The sequence below is a fragment of the Solirubrobacter ginsenosidimutans genome (assembly GCF_027587205.1).
The window spans coordinates 45,865-68,858 of record NZ_JAPDOD010000002.1 but is presented as its reverse complement, the minus strand read 5'-3'; the positions used below and the strand labels follow the sequence as shown (position 1 = coordinate 68,858).

General features: G+C 70.5%; 19 protein-coding genes and 1 pseudogene. 13 read left to right on the top strand and 7 right to left on the bottom strand.

Annotated elements, in window-relative coordinates; all coding sequences use genetic code 11:
- Positions 1 to 6: 6 nt before the first annotated feature.
- Both OM076_RS02770 and OM076_RS02765 read left to right on the top strand, forming a co-directional pair.
- A complete protein-coding gene (locus OM076_RS02770; RefSeq protein ID WP_270037851.1) occupies positions 7 to 4,323 on the top strand; it encodes a multifunctional oxoglutarate decarboxylase/oxoglutarate dehydrogenase thiamine pyrophosphate-binding subunit/dihydrolipoyllysine-residue succinyltransferase subunit in 4,317 nt (1,438 codons plus the stop codon).
- 60 nt (positions 4,324 to 4,383) lie between these two features.
- Positions 4,384 to 5,145, top strand: a complete 762-nt coding sequence (locus OM076_RS02765; protein WP_270037850.1) for a hypothetical protein — start codon at positions 4,384 to 4,386, stop codon at positions 5,143 to 5,145.
- Here the strand turns inward: OM076_RS02765 and OM076_RS02760 are convergent.
- Positions 5,142 to 6,029, bottom strand: coding sequence for a DUF1028 domain-containing protein (locus OM076_RS02760; RefSeq protein WP_270037849.1), 888 nt, complete (start codon positions 6,027 to 6,029; stop codon positions 5,142 to 5,144). The two genes, OM076_RS02765 and OM076_RS02760, sit on opposite strands and share 4 nt — an antisense overlap.
- Positions 6,030 to 6,056: 27 nt before the next feature.
- Here OM076_RS02760 and OM076_RS02755 point away from each other — a divergent pair, with 27 nt between their 5' ends.
- Both OM076_RS02755 and OM076_RS02750 read left to right on the top strand, forming a co-directional pair.
- Positions 6,057 to 6,302 carry an MGMT family protein gene (locus OM076_RS02755; protein ID WP_270037848.1) on the top strand — a complete coding sequence of 82 codons (246 nt, stop codon included), beginning with the start codon at positions 6,057 to 6,059 and terminating at the stop codon, positions 6,300 to 6,302.
- 6 nt (positions 6,303 to 6,308) lie between these two features.
- Entirely contained in the window at positions 6,309 to 6,728 is a 420-nt protein-coding gene (locus OM076_RS02750) for a secondary thiamine-phosphate synthase enzyme YjbQ (protein ID WP_270037847.1), read from the top strand.
- Here OM076_RS02750 and nucS read toward each other — a convergent pair whose 3' ends face one another.
- Entirely contained in the window at positions 6,729 to 7,397 is a 669-nt protein-coding gene (nucS, locus tag OM076_RS02745) for an endonuclease NucS (RefSeq protein WP_270037846.1), read from the bottom strand.
- Positions 7,398 to 7,553: 156 nt separating this feature from the next.
- Positions 7,554 to 7,961: an FKBP-type peptidyl-prolyl cis-trans isomerase gene (locus OM076_RS02740; RefSeq protein WP_270037845.1), complete on the bottom strand. Its 408-nt coding sequence runs from the start codon at positions 7,959 to 7,961 to the stop codon at positions 7,554 to 7,556.
- A gap of 94 nt (positions 7,962 to 8,055) precedes the next feature.
- Here OM076_RS02740 and OM076_RS02735 point away from each other — a divergent pair, with 94 nt between their 5' ends.
- The 4 genes from OM076_RS02735 to OM076_RS02720 all read left to right on the top strand — a co-directional run bounded on the left by OM076_RS02735 (position 8,056) and on the right by OM076_RS02720 (position 12,240).
- Positions 8,056 to 8,319, top strand: coding sequence for a hypothetical protein (locus tag OM076_RS02735; RefSeq protein WP_270037844.1), 264 nt, complete (start codon positions 8,056 to 8,058; stop codon positions 8,317 to 8,319).
- A gap of 167 nt (positions 8,320 to 8,486) precedes the next feature.
- Positions 8,487 to 10,031, top strand: a complete 1,545-nt coding sequence (locus OM076_RS02730; protein WP_270037843.1) for a hypothetical protein — start codon at positions 8,487 to 8,489, stop codon at positions 10,029 to 10,031.
- A 78-nt stretch (positions 10,032 to 10,109) separates the two neighbouring features.
- Positions 10,110 to 11,510, top strand: a complete 1,401-nt coding sequence (locus OM076_RS02725; protein WP_270037842.1) for a peptidoglycan-binding protein — start codon at positions 10,110 to 10,112, stop codon at positions 11,508 to 11,510.
- Positions 11,511 to 11,658: 148 nt separating this feature from the next.
- A complete protein-coding gene (locus tag OM076_RS02720) occupies positions 11,659 to 12,240 on the top strand; it encodes a hypothetical protein (protein WP_270037841.1) in 582 nt (193 codons plus the stop codon).
- Positions 12,241 to 12,389: 149 nt separating this feature from the next.
- Here the strand turns inward: OM076_RS02720 and OM076_RS02715 are convergent, their stop codons facing one another.
- Both OM076_RS02715 and OM076_RS46735 read right to left on the bottom strand, forming a co-directional pair.
- Entirely contained in the window at positions 12,390 to 12,746 is a 357-nt protein-coding gene (locus tag OM076_RS02715; protein ID WP_270037840.1) for an SbtR family transcriptional regulator, read from the bottom strand.
- A 24-nt stretch (positions 12,747 to 12,770) separates the two neighbouring features.
- Positions 12,771 to 12,869, bottom strand: a pseudogene (locus tag OM076_RS46735) (helix-turn-helix domain-containing protein); the annotation flags it as partial.
- Between the two features lie 41 nt (positions 12,870 to 12,910).
- On the opposite strand from OM076_RS46735, the gene OM076_RS02710 reads away from it, so the two are divergent.
- Both OM076_RS02710 and OM076_RS02705 read left to right on the top strand, forming a co-directional pair.
- Positions 12,911 to 13,909 (top strand): aldo/keto reductase, encoded by a 999-nt coding sequence (locus OM076_RS02710; RefSeq protein WP_270037839.1) that lies wholly within the window; start codon positions 12,911 to 12,913, stop codon positions 13,907 to 13,909.
- A 207-nt stretch (positions 13,910 to 14,116) separates the two neighbouring features.
- Positions 14,117 to 17,464, top strand: a complete 3,348-nt coding sequence (locus OM076_RS02705; RefSeq protein WP_270037838.1) for a tetratricopeptide repeat protein — start codon at positions 14,117 to 14,119, stop codon at positions 17,462 to 17,464.
- Here the strand turns inward: OM076_RS02705 and OM076_RS02700 are convergent.
- Positions 17,403 to 17,843, bottom strand: coding sequence for a hypothetical protein (locus OM076_RS02700; RefSeq protein ID WP_270037837.1), 441 nt, complete (start codon positions 17,841 to 17,843; stop codon positions 17,403 to 17,405). The genes OM076_RS02705 and OM076_RS02700 overlap by 62 nt on opposite strands.
- Positions 17,844 to 17,970: 127 nt before the next feature.
- Between OM076_RS02700 and OM076_RS02695 the strand changes: the two genes are divergently transcribed.
- From OM076_RS02695 to OM076_RS02685, 3 genes are read left to right on the top strand one after another with little or no spacing between them, the layout of a single operon-like run.
- On the top strand, positions 17,971 to 18,720 hold the full coding sequence (locus OM076_RS02695; protein WP_270037836.1) for a phosphotransferase: 750 nt from the start codon (positions 17,971 to 17,973) through the stop codon (positions 18,718 to 18,720).
- Positions 18,720 to 19,103: a nuclear transport factor 2 family protein gene (locus OM076_RS02690; RefSeq protein WP_270037835.1), complete on the top strand. Its 384-nt coding sequence runs from the start codon at positions 18,720 to 18,722 to the stop codon at positions 19,101 to 19,103. Before OM076_RS02695 ends, OM076_RS02690 begins: the two co-directional genes overlap by 1 nt.
- Before the next feature lie 57 nt (positions 19,104 to 19,160).
- A complete protein-coding gene (locus tag OM076_RS02685; RefSeq protein ID WP_270037834.1) occupies positions 19,161 to 20,597 on the top strand; it encodes an alkaline phosphatase PhoX in 1,437 nt (478 codons plus the stop codon).
- A gap of 4 nt (positions 20,598 to 20,601) precedes the next feature.
- On the opposite strand, the gene OM076_RS02680 is transcribed toward OM076_RS02685, so the two are convergent.
- Positions 20,602 to 22,965, bottom strand: a complete 2,364-nt coding sequence (locus tag OM076_RS02680) for a PASTA domain-containing protein (protein WP_270037833.1) — start codon at positions 22,963 to 22,965, stop codon at positions 20,602 to 20,604.
- Positions 22,966 to 22,994: the final 29 nt, after the last annotated feature.

Below are 22,994 nucleotides of genomic sequence, written 5' to 3'. Positions count from 1 at the left end.
CCTGATATGGCAGTGAACACCACGGTTGAAGTGGTCATGCCCCCGATGGGCGACTCGGTCTCCGAGGGCTCCATCCTGGAGTGGCACAAACAGGAAGGCGACGAGATCTCGGAGGACGAGACACTCGTCGAAATCTCGACCGACAAGGTCGATGCGGAGGTCCCCGCCCCCGTGAGCGGCACCGTGGTCAAGATCCACGCCGCCGAGGGCGACACCGTCGGGGTCGGCAGCGTGCTGGCCGAGATCGCGCCGACCAACGGGTCGGGTCCTGCGATCACCGCGGATGCGCCTGAGGAGGCGGCGGAAGCACCGCCTTCGGCGGAGGCCACGGTCATCGAGATCGAGATGCCCGCCATGGGCGAGTCCGTCTCCGAGGGCACGATCCTCGAATGGGCCAAGCAGCCCGGAGATTCGGTCGCCGAAGACGAGACGATCGTCGAGATCTCGACCGACAAAGTGGACGCGGAGGTCCCCGCGCCGACTTCCGGCACGCTGACCGAGGTGCTCGCCGACGCCGGCGACACGGTCACGGTCGGCCAGGTCATCGCCCGCATGACCTCCGGCAACGGCGCCGCGGAGACGAAAAGGCAGGACATCCCCTCCGCCCCACCCCGATCATCCGACCTTAACGCTCCTGTCCCGACGGAAGCGTCTCCCGCGGGTGACGTCGAGACGATCCACACGCCCGACGGCCTGAAAGTCACGCCGGTCGCGGCCCGCGTCGCGGCGGCACACGGCGTCGACCTGGGCAAGGTCACCGGGACCGGCCCGGATGGGCGCATCGGCAAGGCCGACGTGCTCGCCTTCCAGGAGAACGGCCACGCGGCGCCGGCGAAGGCGGCTGCCGCCCCGGCGCCGACCGACGGCAAGCAGACGCTCCTGAAGGGCGCCAGTGCCGTGCTCGCGCGCTACATGGACGAGTCGCGCAAGATCCCGACCGCGACCTCGTTCCGCACCTTCACGGTCACCAACCTGGACGTCCGCCGCAAGCAGCTCAAGGGCGCCGGTCAGAAGGTCTCCTTCACGCACCTGATCGCGTACGCGATCGCACGCGCCGCGACCGAGCAGATGCCGGTGATGGCGTACCACTTCGCCGAGCTCGACGGCAAGCCGCACGTCTTCGACGACGGCGGCGTCAACCTCGGCATCGCGGTCGACGTCGAGAAGAAGGGCGGCGGGCGCACGCTGATGGTGCCCGTGATCAAGGACGCGGGCCGCCTCACGTTCCCGCAGTTCCTGGACGCCTTCAACGTCCTGATCGGCAAGGCGCGCGAGAACAAGCTCACCGCCGACGACCTCCAGGGCGCGAACGTCTCGCTCACCAACCCGGGCGGCATCGGCACCATCGCCTCGGTTCCCCGCCTGATGAACGGGCAGGGCACGATCGTCGCCACCGGCTCGATCGGCTACCCGCCCGGCCTGTCCGGGATCGGCGCCACGATCGGCGCCGAGAAGGTGATGACGATGACGTCGACGTACGACCATCGCATCATCCAGGGCGCCGAGTCCGGCCAGTTCCTGCAGGTCGTCGAGGCGTATCTGCAGGGCGAGCACGGCTTCTACGAGCAGGTCTTCTCCGACCTGGGCGTGGAGATCGGCGCGGCGCCCACGGCGCCGACGCCGACGATCGTCTCGGCGCCGCTGCCGCCGACCGAGACCGAGGCCGCTCCCGTCGTCGCGGCGGAGCCGAACCTCGAGCTGCTGCAGGCCGTCCAGGCCGCGATGTCGCTGATCAAGGCGCACCGCACGCACGGCCACCTGGCCGCGCGGCTGGACCCGCTCGGCTCCGAGCCTGAGGGCGACCCCGCGCTGGACCCCGAGCCGCTGAAGCTGACGCCCGAGATCATGGCCAAGATCCCGGCCTCGATCCTGCGCGTGGGCGTGCCTGGCGAGACGCTGGCGGACGTCATCCCGCACCTGCGGGAGACCTACTGCGGCACGATCGCCTACGAGATCGAGCACATCGCCTCGCACCGCCAGCGCGTCTGGCTGCGCGAGAAGATCGAGACCGGCGCGTTCCGCAAGCCGCTCGGCCCGGAGGAGAACGTCGCGCTGCTGCGTCGCCTGACGCAGGTGGACTCGTTCGAGCGCTTCATGCACAAGGCCTACCTGGGCCAGAAGCAGTTCTCGATCGAGGGTCTGGACATGACCGTCCCGATGCTCGACGAGATGATCCAGCTCGCCGCCGCCGAGGGCGCGCGCGAAGTCGTGATCGGCATGGCCCACCGCGGCCGGCTGAACGTGCTCGCGCACAACCTGGGTCGCGCGTACGAGACGATCTTCCGCGAGTTCGAAGGCGCGTCCTCGATCGAGGCCGTGACCACGATCCCGCAGGGCGGCACGGGCGACGTCAAGTACCACCACGGCGCCCAGGGCACCTACCAGTGCGGCGACCAGGAGAGCGTCCTGGTCCGGCTGGAGTCCAACCCCTCCCACCTCGAGTACGTCGGGCCGGTCGTCGAAGGCGCCACCCGCGCGGTGCAGACCTCACGTCAGGGCACCCACGCGACGCTGGACACCAACGCCGCGATGCCGATCATCCTCCACGGCGACGCGGCCTTCCCCGGCCAGGGCGTGGTGGCGGAGACGCTGAACCTGCAGGCGCTCGACGGCTACACCGTCGGCGGCACGCTGCACCTGATCACCAACAACCAGGTCGGCTTCACCACCGACCCGGACGATTCGCGCTCCACCCGCTGGGCCTCGGACCTCGCCAAGGGCTTCGACGTCCCGATCTTCCACGTCAACGCCGACGACGTCGCCGCCTGCATCTCCGCGGTCCGGCTCGCGTTCGCGTTCCGCCAGGAGTTCGGCCACGACGTCCTGATCGACCTGATCGGCTACCGCCGCTACGGCCACAATGAGGCCGACGAGCCGGCGTACACGCAGCCGGAGATGACGGCCAAGATCAAGGCCAAGAAGCCGGTGCGCGAGCTCTACGCGGCCTCGCTGGTGGGTAACGGCACCGTCACCGAGGAAGAGTCCGAAGCGATCTCCGCCGAGATCTGGGAGGACCTCTCCAAGCGCCATCGCGAGCTCAAGGAGCAGCTGCAGAGCGCGGGCGACGAGCAGCCCACGGGCGGCTACGAGCTCGATCGCTCGGCGTCGCCGGAGGTCAAGACCGCGGTCTCGACCGAGCGCCTGCAGTCCCTCAACGAGGAGCTGCTGCGGGTTCCCGAGGGCTTCACCGTGCACCCGAAGCTGGTCAAGCAGCTCGAGCGCCGGCGTCAGGCCATCGGCCCTGACGGCGGCATCGACTGGGCGCAGGCGGAGTCGCTGGCGTACGCGTCGCTGCTCACCGAGGGCACGCCGGTGCGGTTGACCGGCCAGGACGCCGAGCGCGGCACGTTCTCCCAGCGCCACCTGGTGCTGCACGACCCGAAGACGGGGCAGCGGATCTCACCGATCCAGTCCCTCCCGGGCGCGCTGGCGCCGATGGAGCTGCACAACTCGCCGTTGAGCGAGATCGCCTGCCTCGGCTTCGAGTACGGCTACTCGATGGAGGCGCCCGAAGCGCTCGTGCTGTGGGAGGCCCAGTTCGGCGACTTCGTCAACTCGGCCCAGGTGATCGTCGACCAGTTCATCGTGTCCGCGCTGTCGAAGTGGGGCCAGACGACCCGTCTGACGCTGCTGCTGCCGCACGGCTACGAGGGCTCCGGTCCGGAACACTCGTCGGGTCGGATGGAGCGCTTCCTGACGCTGGCCGCCGAGGGCAACATCCGCGTCGCGAACCTGACGACGCCCGCGCAGTACTTCCACCTGTTGCGCCGCCAGGCGCGCGTGGCCAAGCAGCGCCCGCTGGTGATCATGACCCCGAAGTCGCTCCTGCGCCTGCCGCAGGCGACGTCGCGGATCGAGCACCTGGCGGACTCGCGCTTCTTCCCCGTGCTCGCCGAGCCGCGGGTGGACGTGGACAAGGTCACGCGGCTGGTGCTCTGCACCGGCAAGCTGTTCTACGACCTCAAGGGCCACGCGACCCGCGAGAACAACGAGGGCGTCGCGATCACCCGCGTCGAGCTCCTGTATCCGTTCCCGCAGGCGCAGATCCTCGAAGAGGTCAAGCGCTACCCGAACCTGCGCGAGGTCGTGTGGGCGCAGGAGGAGCCGCGCAACATGGGCGCCCGCGCCCACATGTCGCCGCGCCTGCTGCAGATCCTCCCGACCGACATCGAGTTCGGGTACGTCGGCCGGCCGGAGCGTGCCTCACCGGGCGAGGGTTACCCGGCCGCCCACACCGTCGAGCAGACCCGGATCATCCGGACCGCTCTCGACCTCAGCGTGCCGGTTTCGGTGAATCCGAAGAAGATGCCGGGGGAGCGCTAGCTCTCTGACAGACGCCTTGCAGCCCCGCAACTCTGTTGCGGGGCTGGTGTCGCAAGGTGCATGAAGAAGCTCCGTTTCTCCGGTCGCGCAGCGATCGTCTGCTCTCTTATCCTCGCGATCGGCGTCCCCTCGGTCGCGATGGGCTTCGGCGAAGGCCGCAACATGTTGCTCGGCAAGCGCAATCCGTCGAGCAACCCCGCGCTCGCTCTCAGCACCGAGACCGAGATCATCGCCAACAACTCGACGTACGGCACCCGCCAGTCCAACAAGAAGGACGGCGACGGCGGTGGCGCCATCTACGGCTGCCGCTCCTCGCTCGGCAACGAGCCCTGCGTGAAGGCCGTCAACCTCAAGGGCGGGCACGCGTTCGAGTTCAACACCGTCGGCCTCGAGGCCGGCCGCATCGAGACCGGCAACCCGACCGGCGCGCCGTTCACGACCAACGCCACGGGCGTCGCCACGGGCCTCAACGCCGACAAGGTCGACGGCAAGGACGCGGCTGATCTCGACGACGCCGAGACGCTCACGGGCAAGAAGGCGACCGACTTCGCCGCCGCCGGCGATCTGCTGTTCGCCGTCGTCACCAACGGCAACGCCGTCGCCACGGGCCGCGGCGTCGGCACCGGCAACAACGTGACGCAGGCCGGCAACGACTACACGGTCACGTTCGGCAAGGACGTCAGCAAGTGCTCCTTCACGGCCACGCCCGTCGGCCCGACGCCGCAGGCGCTCGCCGTCACGCCCGGCACCGGGTCCAACACCAGCCAGGTGACCGTGAACGCCACGACGCCGACCTCGTTCCACCTGCAGGTCATCTGCTAGCGGAGCGCCTGGCGCACCGCCTCACCCGCCGGAGCGAATTCCGGTGAGAGCCGGTCGAGGAGAACCAGCCAGTTCGGGTTCTCCTCGGCCGCCCGCCGAACCGCTTCGACGCCGGCCTGCAGATCGCCCGCCTGCGCGCGGGCCAGCCCTGACCAGAACAGCAGCTCGTCGGAGTTCGGCGCGAGCTGCGCGGCCCGGGTGTACAGCTCCCCGGCCTCGTCGGTCCGCCCCGCGGCGAGCAACTCGTCGCCCGCTCCGGCCAGGTCGTACGCGCGCTGGAGCGTGATCAGGCGCCGCAGCTCTTGCAGTGGCGCGTCGTGGTCCTCCACCCGCAGGTCGACCGTCCGCCGCCACGGCTCGCCCTCCGCGGGCACGACGACCATCGCCGCCGACTGGCGGCCGCGCACGTCCCCGCCTTGGCCTTCGGCCGCTTCGAGGGCTTCGAGGAGCCGGTCCTGCAGCGCGCCGGTCGAGCTGACGAACGCATCCGACATCGCCTGCGGGACCGTGTCGCGGGCCATCATGTTGGCCTGGCAGCTGTGGTGGTCGCCGGACACGTGCCCGGCGTGGTCGATGCAGTCCTTGCCCGTGTGGGTCGAGACCATGCCGTCGACACCGATCACCGCGACCTGGCGGACGCTCTGCAGCGAGTCGGCGGCGAGCAACTCCCCGAGCGCCTGCTTCGCGTTGACGCCGTCGGCGAGCCGGTCGAGCGCATTCGGCCCGTAGGCGGGCTCGACCACGGACTGCGTCGCCACGGCCCCGATCCCCGCCCGCGCCCACGCGCACAGCGGACCGACGCTGAACCAGTGCGACTGCACCGCCACACCGAGCTCACCGGTCGCCGGATCGAGGGCCACGATTGAATACGTCCCATGGCGCATCGCTCAGACAATAGGCGGCGAGATGCGGTGCTGGAGCGGGTCCGGTCGGTGCCCGAGGGGTTCGTGCGCTCCTACGGTGACGTCTCCCCCGGCGCGCCGCGCTTCGCCGGCACGGTGCTGCACGGCGACACCGATCCTGCTCTGCCCTGGTGGCGGATCGTGCGGGCCGACGGGTCGCTGGCGAAGGGCGCTCGTCAGCGGGCGCTATTGGAGGCCGAGGGCGTGCCGTTCCGCGGCGAGCGGGTGGACATGCGGGCGGCCCGGATACCGTAGGGCGGCATGTGGGTCCAGCGCGAGATCACCCTGCGGCCGGTGCCGCGCGGCTTTCACCTCATCACGCGGGATGTGGTCGAGGCGGTGCCGGAGCTGCGCTCGCTGCGCGTCGGGCTGCTGCACGTCTTCATCCGCCACACGTCCGCCTCGCTGACGTTGAACGAGAACGCGTCGCCGGACGTGCGCGATGACTTCGAGAGCTGGTTCGACGTCGCCGTCCCCGAGGACGCGCCGTACTGGACCCACACCATCGAAGGGCCGGACGACATGCCCGCCCACATCAAGGCGTCGCTGCTCGGCCCGTCGCTGACGCTCCCGGTGAGCGGCGGCGGCCTCGCCATCGGCACCTGGCAGGGGATCTACCTCTGCGAGCACCGCGAACGCGGCGGTCCGCGCTCGCTCGTCGTGACGCTGAACGGCGAGTAGTCAGATAAACAGCGTGAGCGCCGGTTCGCGCTCGCCGCGGAGCACGGCAAGGTCGACCTCGACCCATGCCAGCCCGCGGGACTCGGCCAACACGCGGGCCTGCGGCTTCACGGATTGCGCCGCGAGCACGCCCTTGCAGCTCGACTTCGCCGGGTCCTGACGGATGCGCTCCAGGTAGCGGGAGAGCTGCTCGACGGCATCGATCGTGCCGATGCGCTTGATCTCGACCGCGACCCACCCGTCCTCGGCGTCCCGGCACATCAGGTCCACGGGCCCGATGTCGGTCGGCCACTCGCGCCGGACCAGCCTGAACCCCTCGCCGCAGAAGTGCGGCGCCTCGGCTAACGCGACCTGCAGGTCGGCCTCCACGCCGTCCTTGCTCAGCCGGTCGGCGTCGAAGTCCATGACGTGGGTGACGTCGGAGACGACCTCGTGCAGCGTGATCTCCAGCGCGTCCTCGCCCTTGATCTTGCGCACCGTGATCGTGTCGCCCTCCTCGATCACCGCGGTGGGCGGCGTCATCCAGTTCAGCGGCTTGTACCCACCCGCGTCGGCGTGCACGAGCACCGACCCGTCGGCCTTGAGCATGATCAGCCGCAGCGCCTCCGGCAGGTGGGCGGTGAGGCGGCCGGTGTAGGCGACGGAACAGCGGGCGACGATCAAACGCATACCCCTCCGAGCCTACGAGATCCCCCGGACACGGGAAGCGCGGAACCCGCTCAGTCGGACGAACGAATCGCGCGACGGCTGCGTCTCGTGTCCGCGACGACGCCCGCGCCGCTCGGGTCTTGGACGTCGATCAGGTCGACGACGTAGACGAGCGTCTCATCCGGGCCGATGAGCTGGTACGAGTTGTGCCCGTACGCGAGATCGGGCGGGGATGATGAGCTCGCGGCGACCGCCGACGCGCATCCCGGTCACACCCTGCTCAAACCCGGTGATGACGGTGCCGTTGCCGAGCAACCAAAGGCACGGCATGTTGCGGTCCCAGGTCGCGTCGAACGTCGCGCCGGTCGACCACGCGACGCCGACGTACTGCACGGTCGCGACCTTGCCCGCGACCGCCTCGGCGCCGGTGCCCACCGTGATGTCCTGGGTGACGAGCGTCGTCGGTCGATCGCCCGGCGGGACCGTGACCGTCGGCCGGATAGGACCGGACGGCTGGGGTTGCGGCGTCGGCGTGGGTGCAGGCGTGGCGACGGGAGCCGGGGTCGGCACCGGTTCCGCTGTCACTACGCACGCGCGGTAGGTCCGCGTCGTCTTCGCGACACGTCCGCCCCGTGCAGTCGCTGTGACGGCGAGGACGAACGCCCCGGACGGAAGGCCCGTGAGCTTGATCGAGCGGCGCGCGCCAACAGGCCCGACCGTCCGGACACGCTTGCCGGCGACGCTGACCACCGCGCGGGCCCACACCACGCCACGCGGCCGCCGCAGCTTCAACGTTGGGTTCACGGCCCGCGAAGCGGGCGGATCGCTCGGGAGCGTCGCCTTCGACGTTGTGCTCAGGATGAGCGACGACGCGCGAACAGTCGACCATCATCGAACGCACGAGCGGGCGCTCGCGGGCCGTGCCGGGATCCGATTTCCCTGATGCACTCGGGAGCGGCGGCCGCAACCGGCTTGACCCTCGCGGGCGAGCCTGCCACTCGGCGCGCAGAAGGTCAGTGTCCTGACGCCATCGTCCGACCGGACGTGAGCGCATCAGCACACCGGGAACCTGCTGTACAGGCGTTCCTGCCCAATGCAGTCCCTACGTGGGTGCCAGCACAGCGTGAAACGATCCGCAGGCTCGGCCGCCGGACCCTCCTGGCGGCAGCGACGACGATCGCGCTGACGGCCTGGTTCCCGCCCCTCGCCACAGCCCAACTCCCCCCGCCGCCGGCTCCGGTCGCCGAGGCGGTCAAGCCGGTCGCCGAGGCCACCAAGCCCGTCACCGAGGCGGTGAAACCCGCCGCCGAGTCCGCGGAGCCGGTGACGCACGCGGCCCAGCCCTCCGCCGAGGCCACCAAGCCCGTCACCGAGACGGTCAAACCCGCCGCCGAGGCCGCGGAGCCGGTGACGCAGGCGGCCCAGCCCGCCGCCGAGGCCGTGAAGCCGGTGACGCAGGCGCCCCAGTCCGCCGCCGAAGCCACCAAGCCCGTCACCGAGACGGTCAAACCCGCCGCCCAGGTCACCAAGCCGGTCGCCGAGGCCGCCAAACCAGTGACGCAGGCGGCGAAGCCGGCTGCGGAGGCCGCCAGGCCGATCATCGAGGCGGCCAAGCCGGTCGCCGAGACGACCAAGTCGGTCACAACCGCCGTCGCTAAGGCCACCGAGCCCGTAGCGACAACTGTCGCTGAAGCCACCAAACCGGTCACGACGGTCGTCACCGAGGCCACCAAACCGGTCGCCGAGACGACCAAGCCGGTCACGGCCACGCTCGCCGAGACCACCAAGCCCGTGACCACGGTCCTGGCCGAGACGACCAAGCCGGTCACGGCCACGCTCGCCGAGACCACCAAGCCCGTGACCACGGTCCTGGCCGAGACCACCAAGCCGGTGACCACGGTCCTGGCCGAGACGACGAAGCCGGTCACGACCGTCCTGGCGGACGCAACCAAGCCGGTCACGACGGCCGTCGCCGAGGCCATTACGCCGGTCATGCCTGCCTCGAACACCGTCGTTGGAGTCGACCGGCCGGTCGCGAACACCGAGGCGGGCGGAGCTCAGCCGGTCGCTGCGGAGCGAGGCGCGTCGGTCGCGACTGAGCCGGTGACGGCGAGCCGGCCGGTCGTCGACGCGCCCGATCAGGGTCGGGGCGTGCCGGCGAGTTCGCCGTTTGCGTCCGTCGCCGGTGGCGCGTCGTCGCCGGAGGTCGCAGCCGCCGTGCCGATGAGTGTCGCGTCCGCGCCCGCCGTCGTTGCGGCGCCTGTCGCTCTCGGGCCGCCCTCGCTGCGGGTGGACCGCAACCTGAGCGCCGAGGACGCGTTCGCGGCGCCCGTGAGCGAGCAGGTGGCCGCGCTGGCTGGGCCTCGGGTCGACGTCGCTGCGTCGCCGGTCGTGCGTCGCGCTCACGACGCCAGCCGACAGCGCCCGGCATCGGGTCCCGCGGTCGCCGCGGCGGCCCCGGTGCCGGTGCCGGCGGGCTCGGTGGGTACCGGCGGCGTGGCCGCCGCGGCCGCGGGCGCGGCTGCCTCCGGTCTCGGGTTGTGGCTGTCACTCGCGGCGCTGGCGTCGATCGCCGTCTTCTTCTGTCGTTTGATCTCGCTACCGGTCATGCCACGGCCGGTGCCGTTTATCTCCCTGCTCGAGCGCCCGGGCTGAACCGCGTCGCGGTTCTCAGGCCCCTCGACCGGCGTCTGCGCCGGTCGGCACACGCTCGACTCTTTTGGGAGATGAAGGATGTATCGGAGATGGCCCCTGGCAGTGCTCGCCGCGGCGCTCGCCCTCATAGCGGCGCCCCCCGCATTCGGCGGCGCCGGCAGTGACCCGCCCGCGGCGGCGGGATGGCACGGACGCGAGATCCGCGATCCGTTGCCCAAGCGCGTCAGTGATGCCGTCGCGCGGTTCCCGCGCGGCTGGTCGGCGGGCGGCGTCGCCCTTGGTAGCGGCTACGCCAGTTCGAACGGCTCGCGGCGCGTGCGCGAGGTGCAGCGACGGTTGCTGCGCCGCGGCTACCGACCCGGCCCGGTCGACGGCCGCTTCGGTGCGCGCACCCGCGCGGCCGTGATCTGGTTTCAGACCAAACACGGCCTGTCGCGCACGGGGCGCGTCGACGCCCGCGGCGTCGCGACCCTGCGCCAGACCCCCGCGGCGGGCCGCGCGCCCGCGACCGGGGCGGCACCGAGCCCGCCAAGCGCCGCCGAGGAGGCGAGAGCGTTCGCCCGAACCTCGCCGTCGGCGCCGCTCGAGCGAGCCGACCGGACGTGGCTCGTGCTGCTGGCGGTGATGCTCATGCTCGGCCTCGCCGCGATCCTCCGTTGGGTGCGAGCGGAGCTGCGCGCACGCCCAGTGCGGCCCGCCCACGTCCGCGACGGCGAGCCCCGCGCGCAGCTGACGGCGGTCACGCCGCCCCCGGCGCATGCGCCCGTCGACGTCGTCGGCTACGTCGCGGTCGCGCGCGGCAAGGATCGCGACCGCGAGCTCGACACCGGCGCGCAGAGCGTCGGGTCCTGGTGCGAGCGCCGCGGCTGGCAGCTCACCCGACTCGTGCACGACGTCGAGCCGGCCAGCGGACGCATCACCGACCGGCCCGGGCTCGCCTACGCGCTCGACCAGATCGCCGCCGGCCGCGTCGCCGGCCTCGTGCTCGCCCACCTCGGCGACCTCACCCACTCGGCCACCGAACTCGCGCAGCTCCTGCAATGGCTCAACCAGGCCGAGGCGTTCGTGATCGCGCTCGACTACGATCTCGATACCTCGACGGCCGCCGGCGAACTCGCCGCCGGCGCACTCATACAAATCGGCGGCTGGGAACGCAGCCGGATCGCCGATCGCACACGGCCCGGACTGACCGCGATGCAGACCGGCGGCGCTAACAACCACGCCTCGGTGCGCGACGACCCCGAGCTCAGCGGCCGAATCAGCGCGATGCGCGCCCAAGGCATGTCGCTGCAAGCCATCAGCGACACCCTCAACGCCGAGAGCGTCCCGACGCTCCGCGGCGGCACCCACTGGCGGCCCTCCAGCGTCCAGGCCGCAACCGGCTACAAGCGTCCGTCCGCCAAGCCCGCCGGCGGCCTCGAACTCCCGCCGCTGGCGCGCACCAACGGCAACAACACGCAAGAGAGGTGGGACAACTAACCCACCTAACGAGCCACACAGCGGCGCCGCGGCCGGCGGCGGCAGCGCGTCAACCCTGCCCGCGCGCCTACCTCCGGCCCTGCGCGCACATACGCATCCATACGCTGCGTACGCCCGCCGTGAGGCGAGTGTCACATTGCACGGAGCCGTGCCTGCGAACTGGCCTTATGTCGAGATCGTCCGTGCCGGAGCGCAAGTCCTGAACGGTTCCGACCGGTCAACGCGCGAGGCTCACAACGTGTTCGCCTTAGTGATGATCGCGGCGGCAAACTCTTCGGCGGGGCCTCCGTGGTGGACCGTCGCGCCCGCTGGCGTTCTCGCCGTCATCGCCCTTCTGACCTTCATCAAGGTTGCCCGGGAGTACACGCTCGACAGCAAGCGCAAGAGGACGGAGCACTTCTGGGACGTCGGCACGCGCCTCCTGGACGATCCAGCGCTTGCGGAGATCTTCGGCGTGCTCTACACCGGGGGCCACCTTTCCTCCCCGCCGGCAGTCGCTCGGAGGGCTTGCCTCGCTCAGCTCGAGACGGTCGCCCTGCTCACCCGCTCGCGACTCATTCGGCCGGCGGTGGCGTACTACATGCTCGGCAAGAACGCCAGAGACATCTGGGGCGCCGATGCGTTCTGGACGGACATTCCACGCGACGACTGGCCTCTTCTCAAGGCCTTCGTCGACGAAGCGAATGAGTACTGGTCTGCACCGCCAGACGTCCGAAAGCTGCGCCTCTGACGCGCGTCGCGTCCCGCGATGCCCTGGAAGGCGGGTTATGTCGCCAGACCAGCTACTCCTCGCGCGATTGATCTGCCCACAAACAGTCCCGGTTCGTGCCGGCGCACGCGTTCTCATGCGGTTTCGCGATGGCGGACTGCCGACGTCTTCTATGCGGGACGGAGCGCGTGGATCACCGTGTCGATCAGGCGGTCGGCTTGGGCCTTTCCGGCTGTCCCGGCCGGGACGCGCCACAGACAACCCATCAAGAGCAGCACGTCGCTCTCGTCCAAACCGGGGCGTAGCTCTCCGGCCTGCTCGCCGGCGTCGAGCAGCCGTCGAATGGCGCCCAGGACCGGCGCGTAGGTCGCGTCGATGACGTCGCGCGCGGTCGCCGTGTTGAGGGCGTCCCCTAGCCCGTGCTTGATCCGGATCAGATCGGCAAGGCGAAGGAACCACGTCCGGAGCGCGCGCGCTGGTGGCTGTGTCGCGAGGAGGTCCTCGACCGTGGCGCTGAGGTTCTCCACTTCGTGACGGTAGAGCGCTAGGACAAGGTCCTCACGCGTCGGGAAATGGCGATAGAGGGTCCCCGCACCGACGTTCGCGCGCTTGGCGATCGCGTTGAGCGACGTGGACGGGTCGGCGGCCAGCGCCTGACCGGCAGCGTCGAGGATCCGCTCGCGGTTGCGCGATGACCTACGGGGAGCCGGACCGCGGCCACCCCATCTGGTCGTTGGGCGAGGACGAGGCGCGACCGCTCATCCGGCATGCGCTGAACGCCGGCATCAACTTCTTCGACACCGCCAACATCTATTCGCAGGGTTCCAGCGAAGAGATCCTCGGCCGCGCGCTGCGGGACTTCGCCGACCGCGACAGCGTGGTGATCGCGACCAAGTTGCGCCACCCGATGCGCTCGACGCCCAACGGCAAGGGGCTCTCGCGCAAGGCGATCTTCACCGAGGTCGACCACAGCCTCCGGCGTCTCGGCACCGCCTACATCGACCTTTATCAGACGCACCGCAACGACCCCTCCACCCCTCTCGAAGAGACGCTCGAGGCGCTGAGCGACCTCGTCACCGCCGGCAAGGTCCGCTACCTCGGCGCCTCCTCGATGCCCGCGTGGGAGTTCTCCCGAGCCCTGCACCTCCAGCGCACACACGGCTGGCACCGCTTCGTCTCCATGCAGAACCACTACAACCTGCTCGCCCGCGAAGAGGAGCGCGAGATGCTCCCGCTGTGCACCCACGAAGGCGTCGGCACGATCGTCTGGAGCCCGCTGGCCCGCGGCCGCCTCGCCCGCCCGTGGGGAGACGCGAACGCCACCACCCGCGCTCAAACCGACGGCGGTTACGCCGACCTGCTCTACACGCCGCTGACCGCCGACAGCGATCGCGCAATCATCGACGCCATCGGCACTGTCGCGCAGACCCGCGAAGTTACCCGCGCCCAGATCGCACTCGCCTGGCTGCGCTCCAAGCCCGTCGTCACCGCCCCGTTGGTGGGAGCGAGCAGCGTCGCGCAAATCGATGACGCCGTGGCGTCACTGGACATCGAGCTCACGCCACACGAGATCGACGACCTCGAGACCCTCTACACGCCGCGAGCCGACTTCCAGGGCATCTCCGATGACCGCCAGTTGGCCGCGATTGCTGCACGGGTCCCCCAGTTCACCACGGCTGAGGAACACTGACCGCGCACGTAGAACCAAACAACACGCGGCCTATCTCCGTCGACAGCATCCGCATCAACGGCCGGACGTACCGGTTCACCAGTTCGGGTGCCACGGTCCAACCCGGTGGACAGTATCGGTGCCACGTACACCTTCCGCGTCGTGGGGTGAGCGCTGCCGACGGCGTGCTCGTCGAGCTTGCGTTTGGGGTGAGGGTCGCGGGTAGGGTTGGCGCTCGCCGTGGCGCTCACGTGGCTACATCTCTCTGATTTCCATGTCCGCCAGGGCGACGGTTATGACCGCGACGTGGTGCTGGATGCGCTTGTGCGCTCGGTGGGTGACTTGTACGAGCGAGGGCGGCGACCGGATGTGGTGTTCGCGACCGGGGATGTCGGTTTCTCGGGAAAGGCGGGGGAGTACGCGATCGCCTCGGCGTTCTTCGAGGCGCTGCTCGGCGCGGTGCGGTTGGACCGCAGTCGGTTGTTCGTGATCGCGGGAAACCACGATGTTGACCGCGGTCTCGGTGTTGGGCTGGCGCGCTCGCTGGCTTCACGCGAGGAGGCCGACGCCTACTTCGAGCCGAGCGCCCCGCGGCCGCATCTGACGCAGAAGCAGGGCGCGTTCGAGGCGTGGTACCGCGACTTCTTCGACGGGGTGCGGGACGTTCCGGTGAGCAGTTGCGGGCCGGTCGAGTTGGTGGAGGCGGGCGGTGTGCGGCTCGGCGTGCTGGCGATCAACTCGGCGCTGTTTTGTCAGGGTGACGACGATCACGCCAAGCTGTGGGTGGGTCGCCGCCCGCTCGAGCGAGCGTTGCGTGATCTGCAGGCGCTGGGAGCGGACGTGCGCGTGGCGCTGATCCATCATCCGCTGGATTGGCTGGCCGACGGTGAGCGCGCGAACGTCCGCTCGCTGCTGGCCGACGGTGTGGATGTCGTGCTGCGAGGCCATCTGCACGAGACCGATGTCGAGCAGGTGACGTCGCCGCAGGGCGGCCTGGTCCACCTCGTGGCGGGCGCCGCGTATCAGACGCGCCGCTGGCCCAACCGCGCGATGTACGTGACCGCGGAGAACGGGTCGCTGGAGGTGTTCCCGATCCGTTTCGAGGACTCCCCACGGCCGGTATGGACGGTCGACCCCAGCGTCTTCCCCGACGCACCGGACTACTCCGGTCGCGTGCCGCTGCGCGGGCCGGCGACGGCCGAGGTCACAGCGGCGGCCGCATCCAGCACGCCGGATCCGTCGACGGCGGCGTTTCGAAGCAACGTGCCGTCGCGGCGAGGCCTCGCGTTCGTCGGGCGCAAGCCGGAGCTGGAGGAGTTGGCGCGACGACTGGACACGGCCGGAGCAGAACGGGTCGTCGTCGTTTCGGGAGCGCCGGGCGTCGGCAAGAGCGAGTTGGCGCGGGAGTTCGCCCGGACGCATCGGCAGCGCTATCCGGGCGGGACGTTCTTCATCGACGCGACGGGCGAGGCGGCGCCGGTCGATCTCACGCGCGTGGCGGTCAACCATCTCGGCGTCCGGTTCGCGGAAGGGCTGCCGCTGGAGGACCAGTGCGAGCAGGCGTTGAACGCGCTCTCGGCGGCGCCCGCGCTGCTGATCTTCGACAACGTCGGCTCGTTTGAAGCGATCGAGCGGTGGCTCCCCCGGGCCGGTATGCCCTGCCACTCGATCATCACCTCCGTGGCCGAGCCGCGCGAGCCGGGCTGGTCGCTCCTGCTGGTCGAGCCGCTGGGGCGCGAGGACTCCGTGCGGTTGGTGGAGGCGCTCGCGGGCGAGTCGATCGCGCGCACCTACGGCACGCAGCTGGCGAGCGCCGCCGACGGGCTGCCCGTGCAGCTGTGCCCCGCCGCGGCGACGCTGGCTTACGAGCAACGCCGTGGGCGCTACCCGACGCCGGACCTCTCGCTCATCGCCGAGGAGACGCACACGAGCTTCTCGGGCGTCTACGCGCGCCTGGGCGCGTCCGAGCGGCTGCTGCTGCACGCGGCTGCCGGACTCAACGCGCAGCGCGTCAGCCAAGCCGAACTCCGGGGACACCTCACGGAAGCGCTCGAGTGGTCCGAGCGCGAATATGCCGACGCCGTCGACGCGTGTCTTGACTTGCATCTCCTCCAAGGCGATCAGGACGTCACGATCCACCAGCTGCTGGCGGCCTTCGTGCGCTCGCACCGACTCGACGACACGCTCGGCGAGCAACTCGCCGCGGTGCGAGCAGTGCAATTCGCGGCACTGGGGACGCTCGCCGAGCAGCTCGTCGCGACGCCCGCCGACGGGACGCTCGCGGCCGCGCTGCTCGGTTACGCGCTCACGCCGCAACTGTGGCGAGATGACGGTCCGTCGCCATCGCGTTTCGACCTCCATCTGATCGGCCAGGCGCTTGTCGAGATCGGCCAGTTCGAGCAGGCGCGCCCGTGGTTTGAGCAGGCAATCGAGGAGGCCCGCCAGGGCGACGTTCAGGGCCGCATCGACCACGCGGGCCTCGGGGTCAGCCTCCACCAGGTCGGGTACTGCCACTTCAGCCTGGGCGGGTACGAGCAGGCGCGCCCGTGGTTTGAGCAGGCCGTCGAGGAGGCCCGCCAGGGCGACGTTCAGGGCCGCATCGACCACTCGACCCTCGGGAGGAGCCTCCACCAGGTCGGGTCCTGCTACCTCAGCCTGGGCGAGTACGAGCAGGCGCTCCCGTGGTTTGAGCAGGCCGTCGAGAACAAGCGCGTGGGCGACGTGCACGCCCGCATCGACCACGAGAGCCTCGGGGTCAGCCTCCACACCGTCGGGTCCTGCTACTTCAGCCTGGGCGATTTCGAGGAGGCGCGCCCGTGGTTTGAGCAAGCCGTCGAGGAGGCCCGTCTGGGCGACGTGCACGGCCGCATCGACCACGCGAGCGTCGGCAGCAGCCTCCACACCGTCGGCTCCTGCTACCTCAACCTCGGCGAGTACGAGCAGGCGCGCCCGTGGTTTGAACGAGCCGTCGAGGAGACCCGCTGGGGCGACGTGCACGGCCGCATCGACCACGAAAGCCTCGGAAGCAGCCTCCACACCGTCGGATCCTGCTACCTCAGCCTCGGCGAGTACGAGCAGGCGCGCCCATGGTTTGAGCAGGCCGTCGAGGAGGCGCGCCTGGGCGACGTTCACGGCCGCATCGACCACGAGAGCCTCGGGGTCAGCCTCCATACCCTCGGGTACTGCTATTTCAGCCTCGGCGAGTTCGAGCAGGCGCGCCCGTGGTTTGAGCAGGCCGTCGAGGAGGCGCGCCTGGGCGACGTTCACGGCCGCATCGACCACGAGAGCCTCGGGGTCAGCCTCCACCAGGTCGGGTACTGCTACTTCAGCCTCGGCGAGTTCGAGCAGGCGCGCGCGTGGTTTGAGCAGGCCGTCGAGGCCAAGCGCCTGGGCGGCGTACACGGCCGCGTCGACCGTCAGAGTCTTCGCACGTCGCTTGTGTCCGTCGCCGATTGCCTACGGAGGCTTGGGCGGTCTGACTTGGCACCGGGCGTCGAGAGCGAGGCCGAAGCGCTCAGCGACCCGAGTTCGTCGTCAGGCAACTCGGCAGCTGCGCGAGCGCCTCATCCACCGTGAGCAACCCGGCACTGGCGCGCTCCTCGGCGGGAACCCACGAAGGGAACGGCACCTCCACGGTGCGGTGCGCGCCGGAGGCCGTGTGCACCTCGTCCACGGCGGCGAGGCGCTCCACCGGGAAGCGGTCCGCGACGCGCACGAGCGCCGGCCACACGCGGCGGTGAATCAAGGTGATCCTCCCCTCGACCAACCGAGTGGCGACGACGTCACCGGACGCCATGAGGGCATTGAGGACGGCGAAGATCTCGTGACCGGCGGGGTGGCCCCACCAGCTTCCGCGGATCGGTTCGCCGGCGACGTACTCCGCGAGGTTCGGCAGCGGCCCGCGAGCAGACTGGAGCACGACGCCCTGCTCGCGTAGCCACGCCGGCGCATCCACAAAGCCAAGTCAACCACTCCGCGCCCAGCGCGAAGACGAGTTGCCATCATCGCTCGCCGTGGAGGCATCGGTCGTCGGAAACGCCATCGCAGCTGCGGTCGAAGTCGCAACCGGGCAAGGTCTTCGAGTGACCGACGCCCTCCCCGTCGGGACCGGCAGCAACGTGATCGTCCACCTGCGGCCGAGCCCGGTCGTGGCGCGCGTCATGTCCGGCACCGTCGTCCTGCATCCCGACCCGCACGCGTGGCTGACGCGCGAGATCGACGTCGGAGCGTTCCTCGCAGAGCGCATGACCGCGGTGGTCGGGCCGACCAAGGAGATCGATCCGGGTCCCTACTTCAACCACAACCTGTGGCTGTCGTTCTGGGAGCACGTCGAGGTTCGCAGCACGCCGCTGGAGGCAGCGGAGATCGGGCGGGCGCTACGAGACTTGCATGATGCGCTCGCGGAGTATCAGGGGCCGCTGCCGCCACGGTCCGCCGTTCTCGACGAGCTCGACTGGTTGTTGCATGCGTTGTCGGCTGACGACGACATATCGGAGCTCTCCGCCGAGCGGGACCGGTTGGCGGAGGTCATCCGCGAGCACGAGGACGCGGCGGGCCAACGGCCGATCCACGGGGACGCCTCATTCTCGAATCTGCTGGTCACCAGCAGCGGACCCCGCTGGAACGATCTCGAAGACGTGTGCGTCGGCACGATCGAATGGGACGTCGCGGGCGTGCTGTCGGACGCTCGCGCCGCCCACGGCGACGCGTTCAGCGCCGCGGTCCTCGCGGCCTATGGGAGCGAATGCGACCCGGCCGCGCTCGAGCGGGTCGACCAGGTGCACGCGTTGTACGGAGTCCTCTGGCGTCGATACAAGGGGTGGAAAGCGTGATGGATATCCGGGCTCGAATCCAGGAGCACTGGGACGCGTCAGAACGCGGGGACGTCGACACCGAGCACGCGATCTACGCCGAGGACGCGATCCTCGACTACCCGCAGTCCGGCGAGCGCTTCAGAGGCCGCACGAGGATCCAGGCGCAACGCGGCGGGCACCCGGCCGAACGCCACTTCACCGTCCGCCGGATCCTCGGCGCGGGCGAGGTGTGGGTGAGCGAGTGCGTGATCACCTACGACGGCGCTCCCACGTTCTCGCTCAGCGTGATGGAGATCGCCGACGGCCTCGTGACGCACGAGACGCAGTACTTCGCCGACCCGTTCGACGCAGCGCCGGCGCGGGCGGCGCTCGCCGAGCCGATTCCGGCCCGCGACCAATAAAGCCCGATCACGAGTCGATAACGCCGACGCCGCAGCCTGGGACATAGCGTCCACGGAATGGCCAAGGTCCGTCTTCCGGTAGAAGAGCCGCACGTCACGCGTCGAGAGGCGCTGCGCCGGGGCGCGACGTTCGTCGCCGGCGCCTCCGTCGGCGCGCAGGTGCTCGCCGCCACCGGCGCGCCCGGCGCGCTCGCCGACACGATGCGCGACGTCGCGCGCCGCGCCGCCGACAAGCCTGGGTACGGGCCGCTGACGCAGCAGACCGGCGAGTTCTCGCTCCCCGCCGGGTTCACCGTCTTCAGCTTCGGCGTCGCCGGGACGCCGATGAGCGACGGACTCGCGACCCCGAACTTCCATGACGGGACGACGGTCGCCGACGCGGGTAACGGCCGGTTGGCGGTGATCCGCAACCAGGAGGGCTACGACCCCGGCAAGGCGCTCGGCCCGACGAACGCCTACGACCGCGTCGCCCAGGGCGGCGTGACGACCTCGCTGTGGGACCCGGCCACGGGCCAGTTGCTCGGCTCGAGCCTGATCCTCAACGGCACCGACAACAACTGCAACGGCGGCCAGACGCCGTGGGGCAGCTGGTTGTCGGGTGAGGAGTCGACGGTCGGCAAGGGCGATGGCTTCGAGAAGCCGCACGGCTACGTCTTCGAGGTCCCGCTGACGGCCACCACGCCGATCGAGCCGAAGCCGATCAAGGCGATGGGGCGCTTCGAGCACGAGGCGTGCACGACCGACCCCAAGTCCGGCGTGGTCTACATGACCGAGGACAACGGCGATCCAGGCGACGGGTTCTACCGCTACATCCCGCACGTGAGCGGCAAGCTGGCGATGGGCGGGAAGCTCGAGATGCTGGCCGTGCAGGGGCGCTCGAAGTACGACACCGCCACCGGTCAGAAGGTCGGCCGCACGCTCCAGTGCGAGTGGGTTCCGATCAAGGATCCGGACCCCAGCGACGCCGAGAAGCATCCCGACGCCGTCTACCAGCAGGGGCGCGCGCTCGGCGCGGCACGCTTCCTGGGTCTTGAAGGCGCGATGTGGTCCGGCGGCAGCGCGTATTTCGTGGCCAGCGAGGCGGGCGACAAGGAGAAGGGCCAGATCTGGCGTTACACGCCGTCCGGGACCAAGAAGGGCCGGCTGACGTTGCTCTACGAGTCGCGCTCCGGCAAGGTCCTCGACCAGCCGGACGGCCTGACGGTCTCACCGCGCGGCGGGGTCGTGGTCTGCGAGGACGGCGACGGCGAGGATGTCAATGGCGGCACGAACTTCCTGCGCGTGCTCACGCCGAAGGGCACGCTCGAGACGTTCGCCCGCGACGACACCCCGCTCGACCTGCACAAGTGGGAGGACGCCAAGAAGGGAACGATCGGCCGCTCAGAGTGGTCGGGCGCCTGTTACTCGCCCGACGGCAAGTGGCTCTTCGTGCACCTGCAGTACCCGGGCAAGACGTTCGCGATCACCGGGCCGTGGGATCAGGGCTGGCTCTAGTCGCCTACCCCGCCCAGGCGGGGTTGACGCCGGTGGTCAGGCGCCGGAGCCACGGGTGCGCGCGATCCGCGTCGAGGAGGTCGATCGCTCCACCCGTGGCGCTGTCCCCCCGCTGCAGCGCGAGATAGTGACCCGTGGCGGCGAGTTCGCTGCCGGTCAGCGCGGGGAAGTCCTTGACCTGCTTGAAGCTGCCATCCGGGCGGCGGCCAAGCAGCCGCAGGTGCGCCGGTCCGCCCGGACGGACGGCGAGCAGCACGGCGATGCGGTCGTTGGAAACCCACACCGCGGATCGGAAGCCGGCCGAGCGGTAGATCCGCGTCGGCGCGGCCCACTGCGCCGGATCGTCGCCGTTGGGCGCAAACGTCAGCAGCTCGTTGTAGTCGCCGTCGGGGCCGGCGGCGAGCGCGAGCACCGAGCGGCCGTTCGGTGCCCACGAGGGCCGGCCGATCCGCCGGCCGTCGGCGAGCGCGGGTGCGCATGCGGGTGCACCGGTGTCGTGCGGGTCCATCACGCAGAGGTTGCCGGCGTCGGGCGCGTCGCCCTGGCCGTCGGCGGCGATGACGGCCAGCAGGCCCCGGCTGGGTGAATAGGCGGGGCGGTAGTAGCCGCCCTCGGCGATCGCGTCGACCGTCTTGCCGTCGGCAGCGATCCACACGAGCCGGCGCCCCGCGTCCAGGATCTGCACGGCGACGTATCCGTCGTCGGTCTTCGTCGGCGTCTGGAGCCGGTAGGCGGGAGCGGTCAGGCTTTCGGCCTTCGCGTCCGCGCTCGCCCACCGATAGAGCCGGCCGCTGGTCGCGCCGGCGAAGACGAAGGTCTTCGGGAGCGGCGGGAGCGCCGCCGCCTTCGCGGTCGGGTTCGCGTTCGCCGTCGCTTTTGCTTTCGCCTTCGGCGCACCGGCGCTCGCAGCGAGGTCGGACTTCACCTTGGTGGCCGGCGGTGCCGCCGACGCGGCCGGGGTCGGCGTTGGCGTCGGCGTGGGCGTCGCGGTCGGTGTCGGGGTCGGCGTGGCGGCCGGAGTGGGGCTCTCGACCGCGAGCGTGACCTTCGTCCCGACCTCTGGCGTGCTGCCCCGGGCGGGATCTTGACGGATCACGATCCAGTCGTCGCCGGCGTTGGGCGGTTGTGGGCTGTCGCCCAAGTGCTCGGCGGCGAGCGCGTGCGCCGCCGCGCCGAGCGTGCCCCCGGTCACCGACGGGACGAGCCCGCGCTTCGGCGCCTCGGCCAGGGTGATGTCGACGGTGCCGCGCACGATCTCCGCGCCCGCTTCGGGCACCTGGGCGATGACCGAGCCGACAGCGATCCCCTTCGGCGCCGACTCGTACGTCGTGCGACCGACCTTGAGGTCGTGCTTGTTGAGCAGCTTGGTCGCGTTCTCGACGGTGCGTCCGGTGAGGTTGGGGGCTTCGGGATGGCGCTTGAGCATCAGCACCAGCGTGATGAACGCCGCCAGCACACCGACGGCCGGCGGCAGCCACCAGGGCAGCCACGGTCGCTGCTGGAACGTGACCCGCGACGGCTCCTGCTCGCAGTCGGCGCCGTTCGCCTGGTGCGTGATCGTGAGGCGATGGTCGACGGGTCGCGCGAAGATCAGCGGGAACGGCACACCGACCCGCACGACCGCCGCCACGGAGCCGCCGACCGGCACCGTCGTGCGCTCCGGGGTGATCGTGACCGGGCAGCGCGCCGCCGTGTCCTCGGCGGCGATCGCGATCTCCATCGGGCTGTTGCCGCGGTTCTCGACGACCACGTCGAAGCCGGCGTGCCTGCGGCCACGGCGACGTTCCGGGCCCGCGCGCATCACGGTGTCGTGGAACGGCTGGATGGTCAGCGTGGCCGGCGCGCGCGCGACGTCCACATCGAGGGCGCGCGAGTGCGCGACGACCGTCAGCGGCCATTCCCGCGCCTGCGACTCCGACGCCTTCGGAGGATGCAGCTGCACCTGCACTTCCTGCTCGAACTCCTCCGAGGTCCCCCACGGGTTCAGGAAGACGGTGGCGGGCGAGACGGTCCACCATGTGTCGGGCAGTCCGTCGACGCGCACGTCGAACGCGTCCACGATCTGGCTCTGGTTGCGAACCGTGGCCAGCACCCCGACCCCGGTTCCGGGCATCACCGAGACCGACACCGCCGCGCCGGGTTCGTCGAGGCTGGCGGGATCGCGCAGCGTGAGCAGCGTCGCTTCATAGGTGTCCGTGGGCGCCGGCGGCCGGTACGCCGAGGGCTCGGAACCGTCGCTGGGCAGCGTCGTGGCTTCCCACGCCAGGTATTCGCCGCACGAGCAGAAGTCGCGGTTGACGGCCACGGTGCCGCATTTCAGGCACTCGAGCTCGAGCGAGGGGGACGGGTGGCCGACGGGCTTGGTCATAAGGCTGGTCACCTCAATCGGCCAGACGG

Coding starts and splice junctions, on each gene's coding strand:
- OM076_RS02770 (WP_270037851.1), top strand. CDS start 7: ATGGCAGTGAACACCACGGTTGAAGTGGTCATGCCCCCGATGGGCGAC.
- OM076_RS02765 (WP_270037850.1), top strand. CDS start 4,384: ATGAAGAAGCTCCGTTTCTCCGGTCGCGCAGCGATCGTCTGCTCTCTT.
- OM076_RS02760 (WP_270037849.1), bottom strand. CDS start 6,029: ATGCGCCATGGGACGTATTCAATCGTGGCCCTCGATCCGGCGACCGGT.
- OM076_RS02750 (WP_270037847.1), top strand. CDS start 6,309: ATGTGGGTCCAGCGCGAGATCACCCTGCGGCCGGTGCCGCGCGGCTTT.
- nucS (WP_270037846.1), bottom strand. CDS start 7,397: ATGCGTTTGATCGTCGCCCGCTGTTCCGTCGCCTACACCGGCCGCCTC.
- OM076_RS02725 (WP_270037842.1), top strand. CDS start 10,110: ATGTATCGGAGATGGCCCCTGGCAGTGCTCGCCGCGGCGCTCGCCCTC.
- OM076_RS02710 (WP_270037839.1), top strand. CDS start 12,911: ATGACCTACGGGGAGCCGGACCGCGGCCACCCCATCTGGTCGTTGGGC.
- OM076_RS02690 (WP_270037835.1), top strand. CDS start 18,720: ATGGATATCCGGGCTCGAATCCAGGAGCACTGGGACGCGTCAGAACGC.
- OM076_RS02685 (WP_270037834.1), top strand. CDS start 19,161: ATGGCCAAGGTCCGTCTTCCGGTAGAAGAGCCGCACGTCACGCGTCGA.
- OM076_RS02680 (WP_270037833.1), bottom strand. CDS start 22,965: ATGACCAAGCCCGTCGGCCACCCGTCCCCCTCGCTCGAGCTCGAGTGC.